The organism is Acidobacteriota bacterium (genome assembly GCA_020853395.1).
In the GTDB taxonomy this organism is placed as follows: Bacteria; Acidobacteriota; Vicinamibacteria; order Vicinamibacterales; family SCN-69-37; genus JADYYY01.
Window position 1 is genome coordinate 51041 of record JADYYY010000017.1, and the last position, 24261, is coordinate 75301.

22 protein-coding genes are annotated in these 24261 nt (G+C 68.6%); 8 read left to right on the top strand and 14 right to left on the bottom strand.

Features of this window, described 5'->3' with window-relative positions; genetic code table 11:
- The first annotated feature begins 44 nt into the window (after window positions 1–44).
- Window positions 45–1970, top strand: coding sequence for a hypothetical protein (locus tag IT184_16130; GenBank protein MCC7010337.1), 1926 nt, complete (start codon window positions 45–47; stop codon window positions 1968–1970).
- A gap of 6 nt (window positions 1971–1976) precedes the next feature.
- Here IT184_16130 and IT184_16135 read toward each other — a convergent pair whose 3' ends face one another.
- The gene (locus IT184_16135; protein MCC7010338.1) at window positions 1977–2609 is read right to left on the bottom strand and encodes a DUF305 domain-containing protein; all 633 of its coding nucleotides are present in this window, start codon (window positions 2607–2609) and stop codon (window positions 1977–1979) included.
- 107 nt (window positions 2610–2716) lie between these two features.
- On the opposite strand from IT184_16135, the gene IT184_16140 reads away from it, so the two are divergent.
- A complete protein-coding gene (locus tag IT184_16140; protein MCC7010339.1) occupies window positions 2717–3358 on the top strand; it encodes a DUF3105 domain-containing protein in 642 nt (213 codons plus the stop codon).
- Between the two features lie 44 nt (window positions 3359–3402).
- Here IT184_16140 and IT184_16145 read toward each other — a convergent pair whose 3' ends face one another.
- Together IT184_16145 and ggt are read right to left on the bottom strand one after the other, a co-directional pair.
- On the bottom strand, window positions 3403–4722 hold the full coding sequence (locus tag IT184_16145) for an amino acid permease (protein MCC7010340.1): 1320 nt from the start codon (window positions 4720–4722) through the stop codon (window positions 3403–3405).
- 39 nt (window positions 4723–4761) lie between these two features.
- Complete coding sequence (ggt, locus tag IT184_16150) at window positions 4762–6360, bottom strand: gamma-glutamyltransferase (protein ID MCC7010341.1); 1599 nt, start codon at window positions 6358–6360, stop codon at window positions 4762–4764.
- Between the two features lie 306 nt (window positions 6361–6666).
- On the opposite strand from ggt, the gene IT184_16155 reads away from it, so the two are divergent.
- Complete coding sequence (locus IT184_16155; protein MCC7010342.1) at window positions 6667–7110, top strand: NIPSNAP family protein; 444 nt, start codon at window positions 6667–6669, stop codon at window positions 7108–7110.
- An 88-nt stretch (window positions 7111–7198) separates the two neighbouring features.
- Here IT184_16155 and IT184_16160 read toward each other — a convergent pair whose 3' ends face one another.
- Together IT184_16160 and IT184_16165 are read right to left on the bottom strand one after the other, a co-directional pair.
- A complete protein-coding gene (locus IT184_16160; protein MCC7010343.1) occupies window positions 7199–10315 on the bottom strand; it encodes a c-type cytochrome in 3117 nt (1038 codons plus the stop codon).
- Window positions 10316–10387: 72 nt separating this feature from the next.
- Entirely contained in the window at window positions 10388–10816 is a 429-nt protein-coding gene (locus IT184_16165; protein MCC7010344.1) for a hypothetical protein, read from the bottom strand.
- Between the two features lie 206 nt (window positions 10817–11022).
- On the opposite strand from IT184_16165, the gene IT184_16170 reads away from it, so the two are divergent.
- Both IT184_16170 and IT184_16175 read left to right on the top strand, forming a co-directional pair.
- A complete protein-coding gene (locus IT184_16170; protein ID MCC7010345.1) occupies window positions 11023–11349 on the top strand; it encodes a hypothetical protein in 327 nt (108 codons plus the stop codon).
- 46 nt (window positions 11350–11395) lie between these two features.
- Entirely contained in the window at window positions 11396–12391 is a 996-nt protein-coding gene (locus tag IT184_16175; GenBank protein ID MCC7010346.1) for an SDR family oxidoreductase, read from the top strand.
- A 68-nt stretch (window positions 12392–12459) separates the two neighbouring features.
- On the opposite strand, the gene IT184_16180 is transcribed toward IT184_16175, so the two are convergent.
- Together IT184_16180 and IT184_16185 are read right to left on the bottom strand one after the other, a co-directional pair.
- Window positions 12460–12657, bottom strand: a complete 198-nt coding sequence (locus IT184_16180; protein MCC7010347.1) for a hypothetical protein — start codon at window positions 12655–12657, stop codon at window positions 12460–12462.
- Window positions 12621–13934 (bottom strand): Nramp family divalent metal transporter, encoded by a 1314-nt coding sequence (locus tag IT184_16185; GenBank protein ID MCC7010348.1) that lies wholly within the window; start codon window positions 13932–13934, stop codon window positions 12621–12623. Before IT184_16185 ends, IT184_16180 begins: the two co-directional genes overlap by 37 nt.
- Before the next feature lie 205 nt (window positions 13935–14139).
- On the opposite strand from IT184_16185, the gene IT184_16190 reads away from it, so the two are divergent.
- A complete protein-coding gene (locus tag IT184_16190) occupies window positions 14140–14904 on the top strand; it encodes a DUF1080 domain-containing protein (protein MCC7010349.1) in 765 nt (254 codons plus the stop codon).
- A 29-nt stretch (window positions 14905–14933) separates the two neighbouring features.
- Entirely contained in the window at window positions 14934–15761 is an 828-nt protein-coding gene (locus IT184_16195) for a DUF1080 domain-containing protein (GenBank protein MCC7010350.1), read from the top strand.
- A 61-nt stretch (window positions 15762–15822) separates the two neighbouring features.
- Here IT184_16195 and IT184_16200 read toward each other — a convergent pair whose 3' ends face one another.
- The 7 genes from IT184_16200 to IT184_16230 all read right to left on the bottom strand — a co-directional run bounded on the left by IT184_16200 (window position 15823) and on the right by IT184_16230 (window position 23169).
- Window positions 15823–16776 (bottom strand): sugar phosphate isomerase/epimerase, encoded by a 954-nt coding sequence (locus IT184_16200; protein MCC7010351.1) that lies wholly within the window; start codon window positions 16774–16776, stop codon window positions 15823–15825.
- 7 nt (window positions 16777–16783) lie between these two features.
- Window positions 16784–17704, bottom strand: coding sequence for a sugar phosphate isomerase/epimerase (locus IT184_16205; protein ID MCC7010352.1), 921 nt, complete (start codon window positions 17702–17704; stop codon window positions 16784–16786).
- A gap of 151 nt (window positions 17705–17855) precedes the next feature.
- Window positions 17856–18809, bottom strand: coding sequence for a sugar phosphate isomerase/epimerase (locus tag IT184_16210; protein ID MCC7010353.1), 954 nt, complete (start codon window positions 18807–18809; stop codon window positions 17856–17858).
- A 144-nt stretch (window positions 18810–18953) separates the two neighbouring features.
- Window positions 18954–20024 carry a hypothetical protein gene (locus tag IT184_16215; GenBank protein ID MCC7010354.1) on the bottom strand — a complete coding sequence of 357 codons (1071 nt, stop codon included), beginning with the start codon at window positions 20022–20024 and terminating at the stop codon, window positions 18954–18956.
- A 31-nt stretch (window positions 20025–20055) separates the two neighbouring features.
- Window positions 20056–20814, bottom strand: a complete 759-nt coding sequence (locus IT184_16220; protein ID MCC7010355.1) for a DUF1080 domain-containing protein — start codon at window positions 20812–20814, stop codon at window positions 20056–20058.
- A gap of 94 nt (window positions 20815–20908) precedes the next feature.
- Window positions 20909–21766 carry a PIG-L family deacetylase gene (locus IT184_16225; GenBank protein MCC7010356.1) on the bottom strand — a complete coding sequence of 286 codons (858 nt, stop codon included), beginning with the start codon at window positions 21764–21766 and terminating at the stop codon, window positions 20909–20911.
- Complete coding sequence (locus tag IT184_16230) at window positions 21763–23169, bottom strand: ROK family protein (GenBank protein ID MCC7010357.1); 1407 nt, start codon at window positions 23167–23169, stop codon at window positions 21763–21765. Before IT184_16230 ends, IT184_16225 begins: the two co-directional genes overlap by 4 nt.
- A gap of 35 nt (window positions 23170–23204) precedes the next feature.
- Here IT184_16230 and IT184_16235 point away from each other — a divergent pair, with 35 nt between their 5' ends.
- Complete coding sequence (locus IT184_16235) at window positions 23205–24251, top strand: Gfo/Idh/MocA family oxidoreductase (protein MCC7010358.1); 1047 nt, start codon at window positions 23205–23207, stop codon at window positions 24249–24251.
- Window positions 24252–24261: the final 10 nt, after the last annotated feature.

The window sequence follows — 24261 nt, forward strand, 5'->3', positions numbered from 1 at the left end:
GGGAGTTCCTCGATGTACACTCTCCCGATTCAGCGGAGGTTCGCATGAAGCGGCTGCTCGCGGTGCTCATCCTGACCATGCTGTCCACGCCGGTGCTCCGCGCCGAGAACGCGACGCGCGCCGGCCGGTTCGTCGTCGAGCCGCCGACGCTGATCTGCCTCGGATTCGAGTGGGACATCGAGGGCGACGACAACCGAAACGCCACGGTCGAGGTCGCATACCGCGCCGCCGGAGCGGCGGCGTGGAAGGAGGCGATGCCGCTCTTGCGCATGGGCGGCGAGAAGATCTTCCGCGCGCCCTACACGGTGCCGCCGCGCTTCGCGGGGAGCATCATCGATCTCGAGCCCGACACCGAGTACGAGGTGAGGCTCACGATGAAGGACCCGGACGGGATCAGCGGCGACGCCGTTCAGGTCACGAAGGTGCGGACACGCGGCGAACCCAGAGCCGCGGCCGGAGGGCGTGTGCTGCACGTCTACCCGCAAGGCTGGAAAGGGCCGAAGCAGGAGCCCGCCTACACCGGCCTGATGGCCGCCTATGCCGGCGCCGGCACCGGCGACTGGAACGTCGTCTACCAGAAGAAAGTCGAGCCCGGAGACGTGATCCTCATGCACGCCGGCCTGTACAAGGGCGACCGGCACAACTACGTCGATCCGTTCAGCACGACGTTCGACGGCACCTACCTGCTGACGGCGAAGGGCACGCCGGAGAAGCCGATCGTCATCAAGGCCGCCGGCGACGGCGAGGTCATCATCGACGGCGACGGGGCGTTCCGCCTCTTCGACGTGATGGGCTCGGCCTACAACATCTTCGACGGCCTGACGATCCGGAACGCCGAGGTGGCGTTCTGGGCCGGCGTCAAGGACGTGGCTGGCGCCGAGGGCCTGACCGTCCGGAACTGCCGGATCGAGAACGTGGGCATCGGGGTGAACACGCAGTTCGCCGGGTCGAAGAACTTCTACATCGCCGACAACATCTTCCTCGGCCGCGACGATCGGCATCGCGTGCTCGGCTGGGCGAATCCCGGCGCGTACGGCGCGCACCCCATCAACAGCTACTACGCGGTGAAGGTCTACGGGCAGGGCCACGTCATCGCGCACAACGCGGTCGCGTTCTTCCACGACGGCATCAGCGTCTGCACGCACGGCCAGCCCGACGCAGCGCGCAGCGACTGGGCGGTGGCGATCGACATCTACAACAACGACATCCACGTCACCGGCGACGACTTCATCGAGGCAGACGGCGGCGTGCACAACATCCGGGTGCTGCGCAACCGCGGCGTGAACGCCGCGCACACGGGGCTCAGCGCGCAGCCGATCTTCGGCGGCCCGGCGTACTACATCCGCAACGTCGTGTACAACACGCCGGTGGCGCTCAAGTTCAACAACCCGGCGGGCGTCTACGTGCTGCAGAACACCATCATCGCGGAGCACCGCACCAACCAGCAGGTCTCGAACGCTCGCTTCCTGAACAACCTGTTCCTCGGCACCGACGCGCCGCGCGTCGGCATCGCGTCGATCGGCGGCCCGACGGCCTACTCGCTCTACGATCACAACGGCTATCGGCCGAACCGTGGCGTGGACACCCAGTACGCCTGGCTCGGGCCGCGCCCGGGACTCACGGTGGATTACGAGCGGCCGGCCGCGCAGGCGCCGCGATTCCGGACGCTCGCCGAGCTCGCACGCGCCAGCGGCCAGGAAACGCACTCGATCGAGTTGGACTACGACGTGTTCGAGAACCTGGCGCCGCCGGTGCCGCCCGACTCGTCGAAGCCGGGGACGCCCTACGAGGCCGTCAATCTGAACTTCGGATTGAAGCCGGCGAGCAAGGCCGTGGACGCGGGCGTGCGGATCCCCAACGTGAACGACGGCTTCTCGGGAAAGGCGCCGGACCTCGGCGCGTACGAAGTCGGGCAGCCGGCCCCCGTCTACGGCCCGAGGACGCTCACGTCGCAGCCGTTCTACCGGTAGCTTCGATCACTCGAGCCGCGAGGGCCGCGGCTGCGCGCCCCGTTCGGCGAGCAGCCCGGTCATCAGGACGATCTCGCCGCGTTGTCCGGCATCGATCGCTCTTGCGATCGCTGTGACCTCAGGCCTTGCCGGCCGCGACAGCAACGCGCGCGCCATCAGCACGCCGCCCTCGTGATGCCGGATCATGAGCTGCAGGAACAGGATCTCCGCCTCGCGCCCGGCCGCGTCCCTCAACAGCCCGAGCTCGGCGTCCGTCGCCATGCCGGGCATCGACGATGCGGACGACGCCGGCTCGGCGCCCATCGCGCGGTGACCTGCGTGCGCCGGCATCCACTGCATGCGCGGTCCGGCCGATGCTTGCGACAGCCCCCACTGCTGCAGCCAGCCCATGAACATGCCGCGCTGCGCCGATTGCGTGACGATGATGTCGTACGCGAGCGCGCGCAGCCGCTCGTCCGTCGACGCGTCGCGGACGACGAAGGCCATCTCGACCGCTTGCGCGTGGTGGGTCGCCATGTCGCGGGCGAAGCCCGCTTCCTGGGAGCGCTCCGACGGCGGGCCGCCGCTCCAGAGCGTCAGCAGCACCCAGACCAGACCGAGGAGCGCGGCGGCGGCACCGGTCATCAGCCAGCGGCGCATGACGGAGCGGCCGGGCGCGGGCGTCGTCACGGACGCTATAGTAGCTGCTCGCCAAGGCGCCGGAACCGCCGGGCGTGCAGGCGAGCGTGAAGGGGAACGAAGAGCCGATGGCAAGAGAACGCGCGCGCGCACGACGAGAACAGGCCGCACAGACCCGCACGGAACACAAGAAAGCCCTCCGCCGCCGCACCCTGATCCGGCGCGCCGCGCTCGGCGCGCTTCTGACCGTCGTCGCGACCTCGATCGGATTCTGCACGTTCAGGGAGCACCAGCTCTCCAGCGCACTGACGACCGCCACGTATCCTGGCGGCCAACACCTCGCCGGCCGGATCACGTATCGCGAGCGCCCGCCGCTCGGCGGCACCCACAACGTCGTCTGGCAGAACTGCGGAACGTACGACGTGCCGATCCACGACGAGCACGCGGTGCACGCGCTCGAACACGGCGCCGTGTGGATCACCTACCGGCCCGATCTGCCCGCCGACGACGTGCTGCGCCTGAAGACGATCGCCGCCGACGACTACATGCTGCTCAGCCCGTACCCCGGACTGGAAGCGCCGGTCGTGGCGAGCGCCTGGAACCACCAGATCGTGCTCGAAGGCGCCGGCGATTCGCGGCTTCCGCAGTTCATCGCGAGATTCAAGAACAACCCCAGCTCGACGCCGGAGTTCGGCGCCCCGTGCACCGGCGGCACGTTCGCGACAGCCGAAGCCGACTCGCTGCAGACGGCCGGCGGCATGGTGCGGTGACCGACGGACCCACTCACGATCCCATCAGATCGGTGCCGGAAGGGCTATGACTGACGCTGGCGGCGGTAGAACGGGATGCCGACGAGCAGCAGTCCCAGCCCCATGAGCGAACTCGCCGGCGCCTCGACGAGCGTGTTCAGCACGAACACCGACGACACGAGGACGAACACGATCACCGTGAACGGGTAGCCGACGACGCGATAGGGCCGCTCCCACTCGGGGTGCCGCCGCCGCAGCACGATCACCGACAGCACGACCATCGTGAAGAAGATCCAGTTCGCGAACCCCGACATCGTGATGAGGTGCTCGTACCCGCCGGTGAGCGTCAGCACGCCCGCCCAGATCGACAGCGCCCAGATGGCGTTCGCGGGCGTCTGGAACCGCGGGTGCACGTCGGCCAGGGCCGGGAAGAACACGCCGTCGCGGGCCATCGCGTAGAACACGCGCGGCCCCGCCAGCACGTTGGCGGAGATGGCGCCGAACGTCGAGCAGACGATGGCGAGCGTGATGATCGTGGCGCCGGCGGGCCCGACCATCGCCGACATCGCGTCGGCCGCGACGCGCTGCGACCCGGCGATGCGCGCCGGCCCCAGCACGAAGTAGTACGCGAGGTTGGCGCTCACGTACACGGCGATGACGATCAGCACGCCGAGCACGATGCTGCGCGGCACGTTCCTCTGCGGGTCCCGGATCTCGCCGGCGACGAAGCTGACGAACTGCCAGCCGTCGTAGGCGAAGAGCGTGGAAACCATGGCCAGCCCGACGGCCGAGAGCAGCCCAATCGATACGGCCGGCGGAAACAGCGGCTGCAGGTTCGCCGCGCTGCCTTGTCCGGTGACGATCGCGAGGCCGATCAGCAGCACGAGCCCTGAGACCTTGAGGATCGTGAACAGGTTCTGCACGCCCGCACCCTGCTTGACGCCGCGGGTGTTGATGAAGCCGAGCGCCACGAGCAGGACGAGGCCGAGCACTTTCTCGGCCCAGAGCGTCAGCGGAATGAAGAGCTTCAGGTAGAGCAGGAAGGCGCTCGTCAGCGCCGCGACCGAGCTCGGGATCGCGACGAGCATGATCGTCCAGCCGTACAGGTACGCCCAGAACGGCCCGTAGGCCTCGCGCATGTAGACGTACAGCCCGCCCGAGTGCGGCAGCATCGTGCCGAGCTCGGCGAGCGTGAGCGCCCCGCACAGCACGAGCAGCCCGGAGAAGACCCAGATGGCGATCACCATGCCGGGCTCCGGCACGCGCTGGGCGATCAGGCTGGGCACGACGAAGATGCCGGACCCGATGACCGAGCCCACGAGCAGCGCGGCACCGTCGAAGAAGCTCAGCTTGCGAGGCAGATCCGGCGCGCCGGGCGGGGTCACGCGGCGGAGCGTACCACACGGACCGGCGGCGCCGGCCGATCAGTAGCCGATCGCGAGCCCGTCCTTGCGGATGTCGGACGCGCCAGACAGCGCGCCCGTCTGCGGGTCGATCACGATGGCCTGGCCGCCGCCCATGAACGTGCGGTGCTCCACGCCCTCCGGCGGCAGCACGCGCTGGTGGCCGCGCGCGACGAGCCCCTGAATCACTGCGTCGCCGAGCTCCGGCTCCATCATCACGCCCTTGCCGCTGATGTAGCGGACGCGCGGCGCGTCGATCGCCTGCTGCAGGTTGAGCCCGCGCTCGACCAGGTTCAGGAGCACCTGCACGTGCCCTTGCGTCTGGATGTCACCGCCCATCACGCCGTACGACATGAAGAGCTTGCCGTCCTTGAAGACCATCGCGGGCACGAGCGTGTGGAACGGCCGTTTGCCGGGCGCGTACAGGTTCGGATGATTCGCCTCGAGCGTGAAGCCCGTGCCGCGGTTGTGCAGCATGATGCCGGTATCGCCCGCCACGATCCCCGAGCCGAACGCGTTGAACAGGCTGTTGATGAACGACACCGCGTTGCGGTCCTTGTCCACGATCGTGAAGTAGGTCGTATCCGCGCCCAGGTTGAACTGGCCGGGGGCCGGCACGTCGATCGCCTTCTCGGGGTCGATGAGCTTCCGGCGCTCGGCTGCGTACGGCTTGGCGATCAGCTCGGCCACCGGGAGCTTCGCGAACGCGGGATCGGCGATCCACCGGTTGCGATCGGCGAACGCGATCTTGGTCGCCTCGATCAGCGTGTGGTAGTAGCGCACCGGATCGCCCTTCATCGCCTGGAGATCGATGCCTTCCAGGATGTTGGCGAGGATGAGCCCCGTGAGCCCCTGGTTGTTCGGCGGCAGCTCGTACAGCGTGTAGCCCTTGTAGGTCGTCGAGATCGGCTGGACCCACTCGGCGGACTTCGCCTGGGCGGCGAAATCCTCCATCGAAAGATAGCCGCCGTGCTGCTGGACGTAGTCGACGATCGCCTTCGCGATCGGTCCTTTGTAGAAGGCGTCGCGGCCTCCGGCCGCGAGCGTCCGCAACGTGCGCGCGAGGTTTTTCTGGACGAAGATCGTGCCGGCGACCGGCGGCTGCCCGTTCAGCAGATAGGTCGACGCCGCCGCCTCGGTCTCCTGGAGCTTGCCGACCTCGGGAATCCAGTCGGCGGCGATCTTCTCGGCGACCGGGAAGCCCTGCTCGGCGTAGCCGATCGCCGGCGCCAACAGCTCGGGCAGCCGCTTCGTCCCGTATTTCTCGAGCAGCGTGATCCAGCCGTCCACGGCGCCTGGCGTCGTGATCACCTCCATGCCCTTGAGCGGCATGGCGGTCATGTTCTTCTCGCGGAAGTGATCGAGCGTGAGCGCGCGCGGCGCCCGGCCGCTCGAGTTGAGCGCCTCGAGCTTCTGGGTCTTCGCCCAGTAGACCATCGCGAACGCGTCGCCGCCGACGCCCGTCATGCTCGGCTCGGTCACGTTGAGCATGGCCGCCACGGCGATCGCGGCGTCGACGGCATTGCCGCCGTGCTCGAGGATCTCGAGGCCGACCTGCGAGGCGAGCGGCTGGCTGGTCGCGACCATGCCGTGCGTCGAGCGCACGACCGCGCGGTGCATCGGCACGCCGCTGAACCAGCCCCCGGCCTCCGCGCCACGCGCGGGCGCCGAGCCCGCCACCGGGGCCGGCTCGGGCCGGCCGCATCGCGCCGCACCGACGCCCATCGCCGTCACCATCATCACGAGGAGCCAGAGACGAGAGGAGATGCGCATGGCGCCTATTCTCGTCTGCTTTCTCGGTACGACCAAGAGCCGGCTCGAAGAGCAGGCCGCACGAGACGCCGACTTGCCAAGCCGGCCACGATCGCCCATCCTAGCCGTCACTCGACGCACGCGGGTGCGACGGGTTCCATTCAGGAGGCATCCATGTCGATTCGACAGGCGATCGGGGCCGCGGGGATCGTGCTCGCGTTCGGAGCTGGGTTCACCGCGCGCGGCATCATCGGAGACGCCGCGCCCACGGTGCAGGCTCAGGGCAATCACGTCTGGGAGCTGCGCACCTACACGGCCGCACCCGGCAAGTGGGAGAACATCAACGCGCGATTCCGGAACCACACGCTGCGCCTCTTCGCCAAGCACGGCCAGTCCGGCGTCGCGTACCTGACGCCGACCGAAGGGTCGCTCAAAGGCAACACGCTGATCTACGTGCTGCAGCACGACAGCCGCGCGGCAGCCGACAAGTTCTGGGCGGCGTTCCAGGCCGATCCGGAATGGGTCAAGGCGAAGGCCGAGTCCGAGGCGAACGGCCCGATCACGTCGAAGGTCGAGCGCCTGTGGCTCGAGCCGACGGACTACTCGCAAGTCAAGTAAGGCTGACGGCTCGAGGCTTACGACTTAGAGAGAGCGGCTTACGGCTGAGCGCCGTAAGCCGCAAGCCCTGAGCCGTCAGCCGCCCTTCTCACTTCATCGAGTTCAGGAACTCCAGCAGGTCCGCGATCTGCTGATGCGACAGGCCGCTCAGCAGGCCTTCAGGCATCGGCGAGATGCGCACGGCCTGGCGGGACGCGATGTCGGCCGCGCGCAGTTGGCGCGGCGCCTCGGCACCGACCTGCAGCGACACCGTGTCCGCCGTCTCGCCCTTGACGATGCCGGTGAGCTGCTCGCCGTTCTTCAGCGTGATGGTCACCGTCTGGTACTCGACGCCGATGGCATCGCTCGGATTGATGATGCTGTCGAGCATCGCCTGCTTGCCGTACTTCGACCCGATGTGCGACAGGTCCGGCCCGATCTTCTCCGGACCGCTACCGAGGTTGTGGCACGCGGCGCAGCCGGCTTCGTTCTCGTACACTTTGCGCCCTTCGGCCGGCCGGCCGGCATAGCTCAGGTCGAGCTCGAACGCGGTCGGCACGACGCCGGACGCCGGCAGCGGAATCACCTTGGCCGCCCGCTGCCGCACCGCCACGTACGCGGGATCGCTCGGCATGGTCGTCCGCGCGGTGCGCAACTGCGCGGGGCCGAGCGCCCGGCCGCTCGCCGGCGGCGGCGTGGCGTAGTTGGTCAGGTTGCGCGCGAGCGCCGTCAGCTCGGTCGGCAGCTTTCCGGCTTCCGCGAGGTCGAGGATCGCGTTCAGGCCCGGCACCGTCTTGGCCAGCAGCCGCAACGCTTCGGTGCGGACCTCGTTCGGCGCGTCGCTCTGGATGAGCTGCTGCGCCCAGCTCACTTCGGCCGCGGCGTTGAGCGTGCTGATCACGCGAATGGCGGCCGAACGGACCGGCGCCGGGCCGCTGTCGGCCAGGCTCTTCAGGTCCGCGACGTACTTCGGATCCTTCGTGCCGGCGATCGCTTCGACGGCCGCCGCGCGCGCGGGCGCCGCCGCGTCGGACTTGGCGAGCGCCATCAGATCCGGCAGGAACTGCTGATCGAGCGCCGGATCGGCGAGCGTCACCGCCGTGGCCTGAGCGCCCGGCAGCGTGAGGCCCTTGCGCACGACCGACGCGAAGGCCGGCGCTTTGCGCGCGTCCATCCACCAACTGAACAGTTGATGGCTGTAGGCCGCGAACGCGCGCTCGGCCAGCGGCGCCGGCGAGTTCGCCGCGACGATGAACGACTCGATGGCGCGAGCCGCCTCCGGCCACTGCATCTGGCCGAGCGTGTCGATGGCGGCCTGCCGATCGGCCACCGGCGCGGACGTGCTGTTCATCGTGGCGATCAGGTCCGGCACCGCGGTCTTCGGACGCATGCCCCAGACGAGCTGGCCGAACTGCGCGGCCGTCTTGCCGGGGTACTGCTGCGTGAGCCGCGCGTACAGCGCATCCTCGCGGCCACGGGCGGCGATGTTGAACGCTTCGAGATACCAGCGATCCGTGCCGTCGAACTGTCCGGCCAGCTCGACCATCGCGTCGAGCCACTCCTTGGACGGCGTGACCTGCTCCGGATAGGCGTACGGCGGCAGCATCAACGAGGGGCTCGCGTCGCGCAGCATCAACGCCACCTCGCGGCGCACGGCCGGCGACGGATCGCGCAGCACCGGCTTCGAGAACGCGAGCATGTCGGCACCGTTGGCGTGCGCGACACGCAGCGCGAGGACGCGGAAGCGCGGCTCGCGATGGCTCAACGCCTCCTTCAGCGCGCCGTTTCCAGCCGGGCCGAGCGAGCCGAGCAGCCACAGCGCCCGCGCCTTCACGACCGGATCGTTCTGTTTCCACAGGCTCTGCAGGAGCGACACCGCTCCCTGCCCCTGCGACTTGATCGCCTGATAGGCGAGGTAGAAACGTGACTGGTTCGGCGAGCTGAACGCTTCGCGCAACCCGGCCGGCGTCGAGAGGTTCAGCGCCGGCACCGCCGGCTTGTTGCCCGTCGGCGCGAGCCGGTAGACGCGCCCCATCTTGCCCTCGGGGTCGCCCATCTGGTGACCGCCGACGCCCGGGTCGTACCAGTCCGCGACGAACACCGCGCCGTCGGGCGCCACGGCGACGTCGGACGGGCGCATCCACGTGTCGTCGCCGCCGGTCAGCACTTCCTCGACGCCGGCGACGAAGCCCGCGCCCACGACGTCCGTCGGGTACATCGCGAGACGCCGCGGTCCGGCATCGGCATGGAAGAGCTGATGCCGGTACTTCGACGGCAGCAGCGTCCCCTCGTACACGAGCAGCCCGCACGGCGACCCGGCGCCGATCCGGTAGACATTGGGCGCCACACCAGGCAGCTCCTGGTGCCAGTGCGTGCTCCGATCTTCGGTCCAGGTGCGGTTCAGCGGCCCGCGGAAGCCGTAGTTGCCGCCTTCCATGTTGTACATGAGCCGCGTCTGCGCGTTCCCGTCATCGTCGTTGTCGGTCTGCCAGACGTTGCCGAACGAGTCGACGGCCACCTCGTACGGATTTCGGAAGTTCTGGCCGAGCACCTCGAGGTTCGTGCCGTCGGGGTTCATCCGCATCACGACGCCTTCGTAGTAGCCGGGGGTCGGACGCGTGTTGGCGCCGGTGCCCTGCGTCTGGACGTGCCGGCCCGATCGGTCGGTGACGTCCATGCCGGTGTTGCCCTGGTTGAAGTAGTACTTGCCGTCGGGACCGAAGACGACCGCGTGCAGGCCGTGGTCGTGGTCGATGCCGGCGAACCCGGTCAGCAGCACTTCCTTGCTCAGGATCTTGTCGTCCTTGTCCTTCGTGTAGACGATGATATCGGGAGACTGCGAGACGTAGACCTTGTCGCCCAGCACCGCGATGCCGAGGGGCACGCGGATGTCGGGGCTCTGATCGAACACCTTCGCGTTGTCGGCCGTGCCGTCCTGGTTCGTGTCCTCGAGGATCACGATGCGGTCGCCCTCGGGGCGCAGGTCCGGAAGATTGCGCGCCTTGCGGCGGTAGTTCTGGCCTTCGAGGACCCAGACGCGACCGCGTTCGTCGATCGTCATGTCGGTCGGGTTGGTGATCATCGGCTCGGACGCGAAGAGCTTGGCCTCGAGCCCCGGGGCGACCTTGAGGGCGCTCAACGTCTTGTCGGCGCTCTGCTGGCCGCGGACGCCCACGCCCACGCTGACCGCCATCAGGAACAGGAAGTAAGGGACGACTCGCTTCATAGAGATCTCCGCCGGTCTGCCGGCTCCAATACGCAAGGAAGAGCGGTGTAACATCCTACTCCGAACATCGGATCATCGGGGTATCGGGTCATCGGGACATCGGCATCGGAGCATCGGGCCCATCGGAACACCGGCCCGATCGAGCATCGGGCCATCGAGATTGAGGTCCGATGACATGCCGATCTCCCGCGCGGCCACGCCTGATCGGAGTGTCCAATGCGTCTCCAAGTTCTGCTCCTGACGACCGCCGCCCTCATCGCCGCGTTTGCGGTGCCGGCCGCGGCTCAAACGTTGAAGCTCGGCGAAGTCATGGTGTTTCTCACGCCCGACCTCAAACCCGAGGCGGACCTCGCGGCCTTCGAGCGGCAGGTCACGACCGAGCTTGCGCCCGCCTGGGCGAAGGCGGCGCCGGGCATGTCGCTGCACCTCGTCAAGAAGGATCGCGGGCCGCGCCAGGGTCAGTACCTGCTGGTCTGGATCACCGACACGATCGCGCGGCACAAGAGCTACGAAGCCGCGTCGGGCGACGTCCCGTTCCGCGCCGCCGTCATGAGCCAGGCCGGCGATCCGCGCACGGCGCTCGCAGCGTATTCAAAGGGGCCTGGCACCTACAACGAGTACCACCTCGTGCATCCCGAGAACATCGGCGCCCCGCTGCCTTCCGTCGACGTCCTCGGTAATCACCACATCAAGGTGCGCCCGAGCGCGTGGCAGCGTTCGACACGTTCATCGGCGCGAAGCTCCACCCGGCGGTGGGCAACCTGCAGCCGGACCTCCGCCTGCTCTACTACAAGCCGGTCCGAGGCGCCTCGCCCTCCGACTACATCACCGTCATCGCGCTCACGAAGGCGTCGCGCGACAAGTACTGGCCGAAGGGCGCGGACTCGGACGTCCTCAAGTCGACGTTCACCCCGCCCGTGAGGGCGCTGGCGACCGAGCTGGAAACCTACCTCGTGCCCGGCACGTGGGGCACCGGCATGACGGCCGCCGTCTACGAAGCGAAGGAATGGGGGGACTGGACGGTGCTCAATTAGCGCGCTCCCAAGAGCTTCCGGCCGCCCGATGCGATAATCCACGGCCATGCACGTCGTCATCACCGGGGGCGCGGGGTTTCTGGGACAGCGGCTGGCGAAGGCGCTGCTCGAGCGCGGCACGCTGCGCGGCGCACGAGGTGGGCAGGAACGCATCGAGCAACTGACGCTCGTCGACGTCGGCACGAGCCCGCTGAGCGATCCGCGGATCCGCCACGTGGCCGGCGACCTCGCCGATCCGGCGACGCTCGACCGCGTGATCGACCGCGACACGACGTCGATCTTTCATCTGGCGGCCGTCGTCAGCGGGCAGGCCGAAGCCGATCTCGATCTCGGGTTGCGGGTGAATCTCGATGCGTCGCGGCGTCTGTTCGATCGCTGCGGCCTGCTCGGTCATCGACCGCGGCTCGTGTTCACGAGCTCGGTCGCCGTCTACGGTGGGGCACTGGCCGAAGGCGCCAGCGAGGCCACGGCTCCCAACCCTCAGACGTCGTACGGCACGCAGAAGGCGATGGCGGAGCTGCTGCTCGACGACTACTCGCGACGCGGTCTGGTCGATGGTCGCTCGCTGCGGCTGCCGACGATCGTGGTGCGGCCCGGCAAGCCGAACGCCGCGGCCTCGAGCTTCGCGAGCGGCATCATCCGCGAGCCTCTGAACGGCCAGCCGTCGGTCTGCCCGGTGCCGCCCGAGACGGTGATGTGGGTGCTCTCGCCGCCGACGGTCGTCGACGCCTTCATCCACGCGCACGAGCTGGCGGCCGAGGCGTTCGGCACGAGCCGCATCGTGAACGTGCCGGGCCTGTCGGTGTCGGTGCGGGAGATGGCCGACGCGCTCGAGCGCGTGGCCGGCCGCGAGGTCGGGCAGCGTGTCGAGTGGAAGGAGGATCCGGCGATCTGCCGGATCGCCGCGACCTGGCCCGGCACGCTGAACGCCTCGCGCGCCCTCGGCCTCGGATTCCGCGCCGACTCGGACTTCGACGACATCATCCGGCAGTACATGCGGGATGAGCTGGGAGCGCCCCGCGCCGAGGCGACGAGCCGGTGATGCGCGGCGCGTCACGTCGCCGCGCGATCGTGCGATCGTGTGCCTGCCGCCCGTGACCGCGCGCCACGTCAGAAGAGGCTGCCGATCGCGTCCCTGACCACGAAGAACGAGAACACCGCGTAGAAGACCACGCACAGCACGAGCCCGGCTTCGCGCCAGCCCGACGCCCGCACGGCCTTCGGCAGGAACCGGCGGTTGACGATCAGGATCTGCGTGCCGGCGATGACCATCACCAGGCCCGCCATGTTCGCCAGCAGCTTGAACATCTGGAACGGCGACGCCGACCGCAGCGCGACCATGCCCCAGACCGAGAAGGCCAGGAGCACGCCGTAGTAGATCGCGCGAATGCCCAGCGCGACTGTCGGGCGCGCCCGCTCGCCATCCACGTCGCGTCCGTCACCGCGCGGACGAGGATGTCGGTGTTCCCGAGCTGCGTCTTGAAGAGGATCCAGAATCCATTGAAGAGCGTGAGGAACCAGAAGCCCGGCCAGATCCTCGCCAGGTACTCCGCCTGATACGCGCCCGCCGCCAGCCCCTGCAAATCGGTACCTTGCGGCACGATCGCGGTCGCCAAGTTCACGTTCAGGAACATGCCGAGGAAGCAGAAGAGGCCCCAGACCCAGATCTGATCCGCGTGCACGTACCGCATCCACTCGCGCCAGCGCGACAGGTTCTCCGGCGTCGCCGGGAACACGGTGCCGACATGGGAGAGCGCGATGGCATGACCGCCGACGGCGCTCGGAATCGCGCCGACGAGCGCGCCCATGCCGAAGCCCTTGTCGCGGACCCAGTTGGTGACCGTCAGGTTGCCCAAGCCGCCCGATCCGGCGGTGGCGGCCAGCGCGCCGATGAGCGACCAGTCGATCGGATGCGTCAGGCCCGACATCGAGAAGAAGCCGGCGAACGTCCGCGCCCAGTGCGCGGCCGGCACGAAGGCGACGTTCACCACGACCAGGAACGCGAAGACGACGGCCAGCATGGTCCACGCGAAGTACTCGAGCATGCGCTCGATCGTGCCGCCGAACGACAGGACCAGCACGACGAGCCCGACGAGCCCCGTCGCGATCCAGATCTGGGTGGCGGCGTCGGGCGCGCCCGGCATGCGGCCCATCCACGCGCCGAGGAGGGTCGCGGCGGCGCTGCCGGCGAGCGCCGGCCAGCCGAGCTGGAAGAACCCGAGCAGCGAGTAGAAGGCGGCCCAGAAGCGGGGCCCTGGCTTCAACCGCATGAAGCCGCCGTAGATCGGCTCGCCCGTGTAGAGCGTGTAGCGCACCGCCTCCAGGTTGAAGAGCACCTGCAGGACGATCGCGGCCGTCGCGATCAGGAAGATGGCGGAGGAGTACTTGACCGCGGCCGCGGGCCCGACCAGCCACTCGCCGCCGCCAATCGACGTGGCGGCCATGACGGCGCCCGGACCGATGACGCTGAACAGGTTGCGGGGCGTGAACGGCGGCGGCGCCGGCAGGTCGGCGACATCCCATGAAGGCAACGCGCCCGAATCGCCGGGCAACACGCCGACGCGTTCATCAACACCTGACGCCATGGACCGTGCGCGCCATTCTACTCAGGCGCGCGCTTCCCTTTTCCCTTTGCCCTTTCCCTTTCCCCTGTTCTTCTCCTTTTCCCTCCCTTTGCCCTTTGCCCTCTGCCCTTTGCCCTTGTCTGTTCCCTTGTTTGCTATGCTAGCCAGCACATCACCGCCCGGGGCCGGGGCATGCCGGCCCATCGAAACCGAACGAGGACCCGCAATGCCGCGTCATCTCAGCCGTCTTGGTGTGTCAACGCTCGTGCTCTCGGCCGCGCTCGCGCTGCCCGGTACGCTCACGGCCCAGTCCGGAGCTCCCGGCCCGTGGAAGCAGCTCTTCAATGGCAAGGACCTGACGAACTTCACTATTCCGGCCGGCCGCGGCCGCGCCGGCGCCCCGCCGCCTGCTGCCGACGCCCCGCCGGGATGGCACGTTGTCGACGGTGTGATCATCGGCGGCGAGGCGAAGCCCGGCGAGCGCGCCGGTGCGCTCACGACCGTCGAGAAGTACTCCGACTTCGAGCTGGAATTCGACTTCGTGCTCGGCGAGGTGGCCGGCAAGTGCTCGGAGGAGCTCGGGCCGAAAGAAGAGAACCTGAGCGATCCGGGCTGCGTCGGCAACAGCGGCGTCAGCTACCGGAGCGGCTACCAGATGAACATCGGCCGGCGCGAAGGCGGCGAGTACATCGGCCTCGTCATCCACCGCGTGGATCCGAAGGCCATCCGCGGCAACATCCTCTGGCTGAGCCACGGCGACAAGGCGTTCCCGAACCTGCGAAAGCGCCAGGACTGGAACACGCTGCGCATCGCGGTGAAAGGCGATCACCACCAGGCCTGGCTCAACGGCACGAAGATCGTGGACGTCACCGACAAGTCCACGCTCGAGTCGGAGGCCGACTGGCGCGTGGCGCAGCCGATCACGTTCCAGATGCCCTACACGCCGGGTGTGACGGCGAAGTTCCGGAACATCCGCGTTCGCACGCTCTGACGCGTCATCCCCTTCGCCCGAGGAGCCCCATGCGCACGTTCCGTCTTCCCATGTTCGCGGCGGCGGTGGCCGCCGCGACGCTCGCCGCCGGTCCATCGCTTTCGGCGCAAGCCGGCCAGTGGAAGGTCCTGTTCGACGGCAAGGACCTGAGCCAGTTCACGATCCTCGCCGGCGGTGGCGGCGGCCGGCGCGGTGCGCCGGCGCCGACCGCTCCGCCGTCGGCCAACCCGACCGACCGCGGCTGGAAAGTCGAGACCGGGGTGATCACCAGCACCGCGCCCGCCGAAGGCCAGCGCAGCGGGAGCCTCGCCACCAAGGACAGCTACAAGGACTTCGAGTTCGAGACGGAGTTCATGCTGGCCGAGTCCGGCACGCGGTGCACGCCGAAGCTGGGGCCGAAGCAGGAGAACCTCAGCGAGGACCGGCCGTGCACGTTCAACAGCGGCATCTACTTCCGCAACGGCTACCAGTTGAACCTCGGCCGGCGCGAGGCCGGCGAGTACATCGGCGTGGTCGTCCACCGGCAGCTTCCCGAAGCCATCCGCGGCAACGTGGACTGGCTGTCGACCGGCGACTGCGGCGGCCGGAACCACGTGTACCTCCAGGACTGCGATCAGTTCGCGAAGCTGCGCAAGGTGAACGACTGGAACAAGATCCGGATCCGCTTCCAGGGAACGCGGCTGCAGGTCTGGCTCAACGACGTGCAGATCACCGACGTGACGGACGACCCGACCGATCCGGCTGAAGCGTCGTGGAAGGACGCCGCGCCCATCTGGTTCCAGACGCCCCCGGCCGGCGAGTCGGGCGGCTTCGCCGGCTACATCAAGCACCGCAACGTCCGCGTGCGGGCGCTGTAGCGCGAACGGCCACGAATTGGGTGTCGGCAGGCCCTGCCGACACCCGATTCGCGCTTTCGCGTCAGACGGTGAGCGTCTTCAGGTACGCCGCGCCCTTCACCATCGCGTCCCAGCCGTTCGCCTGCTCCTGCTCGATGAAATAGTTCTTCACGCCGCCGATCTTCATCGCTTCGAACACCTTCGGCCAGTCCACGCTGTCGTCGCCGATCGCGATGCCCGGCACCGCGGGTCCGCGCCCACGGCCGGCCGCGGGCGCCGTCTGCTTGATCGGCAGCGGCATGCCGGCGTACGGCGCGACCGGCGTGTCGAGGTTCACGCCGTGGACGTGCGCCGAGATGAACCGCCCGGGGTGGTTCGTGAAGTAGACGATCGGGTTGCCGATGACGCGCATCGACGACATCTGGAACTGCATCTTCACGAGCTCAGGGTCGAGGTACTCGAGCAGCACCGGATACGTGAGCCGGCCATCCTCGAGGCGCGAGTTCTCCAAGCCCTCGTTGTGCAGGAACATCTGCAGGCCGGCCCGCTTCACGACCGACGCCATCTTGTTGTATTCCTCCGCCGCGTACCGCAACTGGTTGAGCGACGTGTGGCCGCTGACGACGCCGCCGAGGCTGGCCGTGCCGATCTGGGTCAGGCCAAGGCTCTGCGCCCATTCGATCGCCTGCGGCAGCGCGGTGCGCAGCTCCGCCATGCCGACGTGCGAGCTGACCGCCCTCAGCCCCGCGTCCTCGATGACCTTCTTCGTCGCTTTGCCGTCGGCCAGGCTCTTGAACTGCGCGTAGCTGTTGGGCGAGCACAGCTCGATCTGTCGGATGCCGGCGTCGTACATGCCCTTGAGCACCTCGACGAACTTACCCTCGGCGATCCGCTGCCGTTCCGGATAGGTCTGGCTGCCGATCGGGATGCCGAGCGGATCGGCGTGCAGCCGGACGCCGGCCGCCGCCAGCACGCCGGCCGCGGCGGTGCCGGCGCTGGTCTTCTCGAGAAACGTGCGTCGTGTCATCTGAGCCATGGGTCCCTCACACCTGGAGCTGCCGCAGGTACGGCACGCTCGCCTTCATGAGCGCTTCGTTCATCTCGATGAAGTAGTTCTCGACGCCGCCGATCTTCGCGGCCCTGAAAGTCTTCACCCAGTCGATGCTCCCCTGCCCGATGGGCCGCGTGGGGCGCTGGCCGCCCCGGCCACGCCCCGCGCCAGCGGCGCCGGCGGGCGGCGGCGGAGCAGCGGGCGCGCTGAGGTCCACGTCCTGCAGGTGCATCGAGATGAACCGGCCGGGGTGCTTCGTGAAGTAGTCGTCGGCCACCATCCCGCTCGTGATCGTCGACATCTGGAACTGGAACTTCACGAGCGCGGGATCGAGCAGCTCGAACAGGACGTCGAAGACGCGCCGTCCCTCGACCATCGAGTTCTCGAAGCCCTCGTGGTGGAGCCCCTGCTGCAGGCCCGCCCGCTTCGTCACGGCCGCGATGCGGTTGTACTCGTCGGCGAGCGCCTTGACCTGATCCATCGTCGGGTTGCGCGGGCCGTCGAGGCTCGGCACGAGAATCTGGGTGAGCCCGCGCTCGGCCGCCCACGCGATCAGCCGCGGCAGCTTCTCGCCGCGCAGCTCGGTCATGTCCACGTGCGAGCTGATGCAGATCAGGCCGGCGTCGCCGATCACGCGCTTGAACTCGGCCGCGCTGATCCGGTTCAAGCTGCCGAACCCGAAATCGTGCTCCGAGTACCACGGCGAGCACAGCTCGATCGACTGGATGCCCGCCGACGCCAGCATCTTCATCGTCCCCGGGAAGTCCTGATCGATCTGCTTGCCGTACGGAAAGGTCTGACATCCGATCGGCCAGTTGTAGGGCGACGCCGACAGCCCGCCGGATCGTACGACGGCGCCGGCCGCGGCGCCAACGGCAGCGGCCCGAAGAAACGATCGGCGGGTCAACGACATTCTCGTCTTCTCCTCGGGCTCTCAGGCTGTTCCAGCCCGTGTCGGCGAACGTGCGAAGCAGTCGTCGCCCGTTGTGAAGGGTGCGTGGAGCCTTGGGGATGGGCGTGCCACGCACGACTCAGCGCGCACCATCGCGCTGTCCCGCAGGCGTCTACGACAGCGTCTTGAGGTACGCGACGCTCTTCACGGTCAGCTCCCAGCTCTGCTCGACGAAGAAGTTCTGGAGGCCGCCGATCTTCGCGGCCTGGAACACCTTCACCCAGTCGACGCCGTCCTCGCCGACCGCCAGCCCCTGCTGCCCCCCGCCCGCGCCACCGCCGCGGCCGGCCGCGTCGCCAGGATTGGGCTTCGTGGTCAGCGTCCCGCGCGAAGGCGGCGCCACGCCCGCCGCGGCGTTCACGCCCTGCAGGTGCGCCGAGGCGAACCGGCCGGGATACATCGTGAAGTACATCACCGGATCGCCGATCGTCGTCATCGACGACATCTGGAACTGCATCTTCATCAGATCGGGATCGAGGTGCTCGAGCAGCACCGGGTAGGTCAGGCGTCCGTCGGCCAGCCGCGAGTTCTCGAACCCTTCGTTGTGCGTCATCATCTGCAGCCCGGCCTTCTTGGCGACCGCGCCGAGCGCGTTGAACTCCTCGCAGGTCCGCTTGACGGTCTCGAGCGTGGTCACGCCGTTGATGGTCTGGCCGCCCATGCTCGCCATGCTCATGTGCGTCATGCCGATCTGGTGCGCCCAATCGATGAGCGCCGGCAGGTTCGTCTTGACGCCGCGGAAGTGCGCGCTCGGGCTCTTGATGCCGTGACCGTCGAGAATCTTGCGGACTTCCTTGCCGTCGGTGAGCGCCTTGAATTCGCCGCTCGGCGAGATGAGCTCGACCGTCTCGATGCCGATGGCCTTCATGTCCCCGAGGACGGCCGCGAGCCCAGCGTACCCGCTCTCGCCAATCCGCGCCCGGTGCGGCCACATCTGGCTGCCGATCGGCAGCCCGAGCGGGTTCGCCTGCAGCGTGATGCGATGGGCCGCCATGAACGCGAGCGCCGCCGAGGCGCTGCCGGCGGCGTGAAGGAACTGGCGTCGAGACACTCCGGACACAGGCACCTCTCGTTCGAGAATCAGGCCGTCTCGTCGCGAGCTGCGAGTCGTGGGCGGTGAGTCACGGGGATTCGCCTCGAGCACGCGCTCAGGCGGGATCCCTCATGACTCATGCCCCAGGGCTCACGACTCCACGAGTCAACCGGACGTCTACGACAGCGTCTTCAAGTACGCGACGCTCTTGACGGTCAGGTCCCACGCCTGCTCGACGAAGAAGTTCCGCAGGCCGCCGATCTTCGCCGCCTCGAACACCCTCGGCCAGTCCACCGTGTCCTCGCCGACCGCGAGCCCGCCGCCACCGCCCTGACCGCCGGCGCGGCCGCCGGCCGCCGCCGCACCGCCGGCCATCGGCGCACCCGCCGCCGGAGCCGGGGCGCCGCCGCCAGCCGGCGCAGCACCACGAGCGGCACCACCACCGCCCCCACGGCCTGCCGGCGCCGCCGTCTTGTCCGGCAGCGGCGGCGGCATCGTCGCGCGCATGCCGGCCGTCGCGTTCACGCCCTGCATGTGCGCCGACCAGAAGCGCCCGGGATAGATCGTGAAGTACGTGATCGGATTGCCGACCGAGCTCATCGACGACATCTGGAACTGCATCCCGACGAGCGCGGGATCGAGCGCCTCGACGAGGATCGGATAAGTCAGCCGCCCGTCGGCCGTCCGCGAGTTGCAGAAGCCCTCGTTGTGCAGCACGGTCGCGAAGCCCGCGGCTTTCGAGACCTTCGCGATGGCGTTGTACTCGTCGGCCGCTTCCTTGATCCAGTCGGCGGTCGTCAGCCCGCCCGACAACCGGGAACGGCCGTCCTTCGTCGTGCCGCCGAGATCCGCCGTCGAGAGCTGGGTCAGCCCGACCGCCTGCGCCCAGTTCAGCACCTCCTTGTGCTGCTTGCGGTAGATGCCGATGCCGACGTGACAACTGATCGCCTTGATGCCTGCGTCGTCGAGCATCTTTCGGGCGGTCTTGCCGTCGGCGAGCGAGGCGAACTCCTTGTAGTTGAACGGATCGCACAGCTCGATCTGCTCGATGCCGATCGACTTCATGTCCTTGAGCAGCGCGGCGAACTCGCCAGCCACGATGCGCGCGCGGTGCGGGTAGGTCTGGCTGCCGATCGGAATCCCGAGCGGGTTTGCCGCGAGCTTGATGCCGTTGGCCGCCATGAACGCCAGCGCCGCGGAGGCGCTCCCTGTCTTGCCGATGAACTCACGTCTCGAAATGCCAGCCATGACCATGTCCCCCGTGTTCGGAATACGTGCCCTACCGAGCCGTTCCGGCGCTCGACGCCGGGATCTCTCGAACGAAAACGTTGCGGAATCGCATCTCCGACCCGTGCGTCTGCAGCTCGATCGGCCCCTTGGCGACGAGCGGGCGCGTGTGCGGCGTGTTCGGATCGAAGTAGTTGTCCATCACTTGCTCGTTGACCGTCTGCTGGCCGTTGAGCCAGATCGACACCTTCTGGCCGACCATCAGGACCCGCAGCGTGTTCCACTGTCCGATGGGCTTGTCGGCCTTCACGAGCGGGAACCGTCCCGGGTTGTCGGGGTTGTTGTTCCAGAGCGCCCCGGACCCCTTGTCGGCGCCATTCCGCTGCTCACGCGGATTGGAGGGATCCCAGATCTGCACCTGGGGGTAGCCGCGCAGGTAGATGCCGGAGTCGCCATTGGGGCTGACCATCAGCCAGTCCACCCACAACTCGAAGTCGCCGTAGTCGGCCACGGTCGCCAGGTGCGGGCTGTTGCCGTCGGAGACGATCTCCGCCTTGGCCGTGTCCACGCGCCAGTGCTGATCGCGCTCGGCATTCCACAGGACCTGCAGCGCCGCCACCTCGGCCTTCGTGAGCGTGCGCTGCTCGTCCGCGGGATTGAAATTGGGTTTGCGGCCGCGCCAGCCCGACAGGTCTCGGCCGTTGAAGAGCGCTGTGAACCCGGGAGGCGGCTGGTTCAGCGGCCGGTCCTGCGCTTCGGCCACGGCGACGGCCACGACACACGCCATCGCCACCACGATCCAACGCCTCATACGGGGCCTCCTCGGAGAGTGCCGCGATTCTGTCACAAGTTGCCTGCCGGGAGGAACGGGCAGCCCACGGAATCGACCGGCAGGCCGCTGCCCCTCAGGCGAGCGGCGCCGAGGGGTCATCGGCCGCCGAGAGGAACGGCGCCGGCACCGCGACCGGCTCGAACCGTCGATTCCGCCACCGGCCCACGCGATAGAGCGTGCCGAACAGGAACGCCGGCGCCGCCTGCCCCTGCCCGCCGACCCACTCGCCGCCCCGCCGGACGTTGTCCATCATCCAGGCCGGCAGCGTCAGGTGGTAGGGATTGCGCCGGACTTCGCCGACATGGAACGTGAGCGCCGTGACGAGCGACGCCAGATCCTGCGCCGGGCATTCGACGAGCACGTTGGGCGCCGGCATCTGCGCCCAGTACTCCGTCTCGATCGCCGCGCACGTGAACGCCGCCGGCAGGGACGCGAGCGCGTCCTTCACGAGCCAGTGCGTGCCGACGTGCGTCGAGTTCCAATCGCTCTCGTGCGGATAGAAGATCGCGGCCGGCTGCCACGTGTCGAGGAGCGCGCGCACCGTCTCCACCTTCGTCGTCCAGCCGTCAGGATCGCTCGCGCGCGCCTTCGGGTTGATGCCCTCGAGGCCGCGCGGCGCCGTCGTGACGAGATCGAATCCGATGCAGCCGCAACATGCCGACAGCTCGGCCCACCGCTCCGGCTGACGCTGGACGTTGCTGCCGTGCGTCACCGCGACGTTGACCACGCGCCAGCGCTTCTCGCGGAGGAGCCTGAGCGCCCATCCTCCGACGATCACCTCGTCGTCCGGGTGAGGAGAGAAGATCAGCGCGACCGGCGCGTCGGGGGAAGGCGCCGGCCGCGGGTACGGCGGGAATGCGCCGAGCGGGTACTCGCGCGCCTCCCGCTGCAGGCTCGCCAGCGTGCTGATGTACTGCTCGTAGGGGTTCATGGGGTCAGCGCGGGAAGGCTCGCGGCGGCGATCGCCTGGCCGTGCCGCTTGCTCGTTTCGTCGGGCATGTGCAGCGTGATCGCGCCGGCGAGATCCGGGAACTCGGCGGCGAGCACCTGCCGAGCCGTCTCCAGCATCACATCGCCGCCCACGCCCGTCGTCACCCGGCCGAGCACGAGCACGTGGCGCAGGGTGTAGAACCTCGCGTAGTGCGCGACGCCGTAGCCGAGATAGGCGCCGAGCGTGCGATAGATCGCCGCGGCGCGCTGGTCGCCGGCCGACATCAGCCGCTGCACTTCCTTGAGCTGCACCGGCAGCGGCATGTCGGACGGCACCGTGATGCCGGCCGCCGGCAGGAGGCGGCCGACGGCCTGCTGCGAGAAGTACTGCACGCCGCAGCCTCGATCCTTCGACCACTCATCGATTGGCGCCTGCGGACGATAGTCGATCGGCGCGAACGCCAGCTCGTTCAGCCAGGAGGTGATGTTGCCGTCGGGCGTCACGTAGCCGGCCGCCTGGCTGGATCCGAGGGCGATGCCGAGCACGGCGTTGTCGCCGAGCGCCATCGATCCGGCGAGCGCCGTGACCTCGCCGTCGTTGACCACCTCGAACGGGATGTCCCGCCACGCGCGTTTGACCTCGAGGAAGATCCCCTTCGCCCGGCGCTGGAACACGTCCGGCGGCACGCCACGGAACAAGGTGGCGACCTTCACCTGGTTGTTGACGAACACGCCGGCCGAGCTGCCGCCGATCGCGTCCACGCGCGGCAGGTGCGCGGCCGCGCGCGTGAGCGAGTCCATGATCTCGCCGAAGTGCCAGTGCGGATCCGCCTGCGGCACCGGGTTCCAGTCGATCTCCTCGCTGAAGACCACCTGCCCGTCCACGACCGCGGCGGCCTTTCGGTCGCTCGCCCCGAGATCGAAGCCGATGCGGCACCCCTCGAGATGGTGTCCGAGCGCGACCGAGAAGTGCCGTTCCGCCGGGAAGTCGCTGCCAGGCGCGGCCAGGATCTCGAACGGCCGCTCGTAGATCCGCTCGCCCATGATCTGCCGATCGAACGCGCCGGTCTCGGTCTCGGCATAGTGACGCTGCAGCGCGGCGACGAGATCGGCGGCCGCGTCCACGTACACCCGGTGCCCGCCGCGCGACCACAGCAGGAACTTCACCTGGCGCTCGAGGTTCAGGACGTTCGCGGCCGCGTCGGGGTGGGCGGCCGGCAGCGCGCCCGTGCGGAAGACGTTGATCGATCCGTCGGCTTGCTCGATCGCGATCCGCACGGGGCTGCCGGACGATTCGGCCACGGCGGCGTCGAAGGCGCGGTGGAACAGCGCGGCGGGACGAAACCCCGGATCGAGTTCAGCGAGCAGGCGAGGCATCGTCCGGGCCGTGAGCGCAGGAGTCATGGAAATCCGTCGGCGAAAAGAGATACAACGTTACCGTGCAGAAACACAACGTCGGCATTCTCGGGTACGGCTGGGTGGCCACCGCGCACATCGACGCGATCAACGCGACGGGGCGCGCCCAGGTCACGGCCGTGTGCTCGGCGCGGCCGCTCGACGCCGCGGAGCTGAGCGCGAGGCACAAGGGCCGGATCGTGGTGCACCGGGACCTGGCCGAGATGCTCGCCGACCCGTCGATCGACATCGTGTCGCTCTGCGGGTATCCCGACCAGCACGCGCGCGAGGCGATCGCCGTCGCCGAGGCGCGCAAGCACCTCATCATCGAGAAGCCGATCGCGCTCACGCTCGAGGACTGCTACGCCATCGCCGATGCGGTCGCGGCGGCCGGCGTGCGGTCGTGCGTGTGCCTCGAGTGCCGCTGGTCGAGCCAGTTCCTCGCCACGAAGGCGGTCGTCGACGCCGGGCTGCTCGGCGATCTCCACTACGGCGAGGTGGACTACTACCACGGCAGCGGGCCGTGGTACGGCCAGTACCGGTGGAACATCACGAAGGCTCGCGGAGGCTCGAGCCTGCTGTCGGCCGGCTGCCATGCGCTCGACGCCCTGCTGCTCTGCCTCGGCACGGACGTCGAGGTCGTCTCGAGCATGGCGACGCGCTCGAAGAGCCCGTACTTCAGCCCGTACGAGTACCCGACGACGACCGTCACGCTCTTGCAGTTCGCGAGCGGCCGCGTGGGCAAAGTCGCGTCGGTCATCGACTGCCTGCAGCCGTACTACTTCCACACGCATCTCGTCGGCAGCGAGGGCAGCCTGCTCGACAACAAGTTCCACTCCATGACGCTGCCGGGGCTGAACAAGGACAAGTGGAGCGACCTGTCGATGAAGCTGCTCGGCAGCGGCGACGTCGCCGACCACCCGTACAAGACGCAGTTCGACGCGTTCTTCGACGCGCTCGATCGCGGCCAAGAGATGCCGCTCACGAGCCTCGCCGATTCGATCAAGACCTTCGAGGTGATCTTCGCGGCCGATCGCTCGGCGGAAGAACGCCGGCCCGTCAGGCTGGACGAGGTCAGGCGCCAGGACTGAGACCGCACGG

Bases quoted from the DNA above. Each gene is read 5' to 3' on its own strand.
- IT184_16130 (MCC7010337.1), top strand. From the start codon at position 45: ATGAAGCGGCTGCTCGCGGTGCTCATCCTGACCATGCTGTCCACGCCG.
- IT184_16135 (MCC7010338.1), bottom strand. From the start codon at position 2,609: ATGCGCCGCTGGCTGATGACCGGTGCCGCCGCCGCGCTCCTCGGTCTG.
- IT184_16140 (MCC7010339.1), top strand. From the start codon at position 2,717: ATGGCAAGAGAACGCGCGCGCGCACGACGAGAACAGGCCGCACAGACC.
- ggt (MCC7010341.1), bottom strand. From the start codon at position 6,360: ATGCACCGCGCGGTCGTGCGCTCGACGCACGGCATGGTCGCGACCAGC.
- IT184_16155 (MCC7010342.1), top strand. From the start codon at position 6,667: ATGTCGATTCGACAGGCGATCGGGGCCGCGGGGATCGTGCTCGCGTTC.
- IT184_16160 (MCC7010343.1), bottom strand. From the start codon at position 10,315: ATGAAGCGAGTCGTCCCTTACTTCCTGTTCCTGATGGCGGTCAGCGTG.
- IT184_16175 (MCC7010346.1), top strand. From the start codon at position 11,396: ATGCACGTCGTCATCACCGGGGGCGCGGGGTTTCTGGGACAGCGGCTG.
- IT184_16180 (MCC7010347.1), bottom strand. From the start codon at position 12,657: ATGTTCAAGCTGCTGGCGAACATGGCGGGCCTGGTGATGGTCATCGCC.
- IT184_16185 (MCC7010348.1), bottom strand. From the start codon at position 13,934: ATGGCGTCAGGTGTTGATGAACGCGTCGGCGTGTTGCCCGGCGATTCG.
- IT184_16190 (MCC7010349.1), top strand. From the start codon at position 14,140: ATGCCGCGTCATCTCAGCCGTCTTGGTGTGTCAACGCTCGTGCTCTCG.
- IT184_16195 (MCC7010350.1), top strand. From the start codon at position 14,934: ATGCGCACGTTCCGTCTTCCCATGTTCGCGGCGGCGGTGGCCGCCGCG.
- IT184_16200 (MCC7010351.1), bottom strand. From the start codon at position 16,776: ATGGCTCAGATGACACGACGCACGTTTCTCGAGAAGACCAGCGCCGGC.
- IT184_16205 (MCC7010352.1), bottom strand. From the start codon at position 17,704: ATGTCGTTGACCCGCCGATCGTTTCTTCGGGCCGCTGCCGTTGGCGCC.
- IT184_16215 (MCC7010354.1), bottom strand. From the start codon at position 20,024: ATGGCTGGCATTTCGAGACGTGAGTTCATCGGCAAGACAGGGAGCGCC.
- IT184_16220 (MCC7010355.1), bottom strand. From the start codon at position 20,814: ATGAGGCGTTGGATCGTGGTGGCGATGGCGTGTGTCGTGGCCGTCGCC.
- IT184_16225 (MCC7010356.1), bottom strand. From the start codon at position 21,766: ATGAACCCCTACGAGCAGTACATCAGCACGCTGGCGAGCCTGCAGCGG.
- IT184_16230 (MCC7010357.1), bottom strand. From the start codon at position 23,169: ATGACTCCTGCGCTCACGGCCCGGACGATGCCTCGCCTGCTCGCTGAA.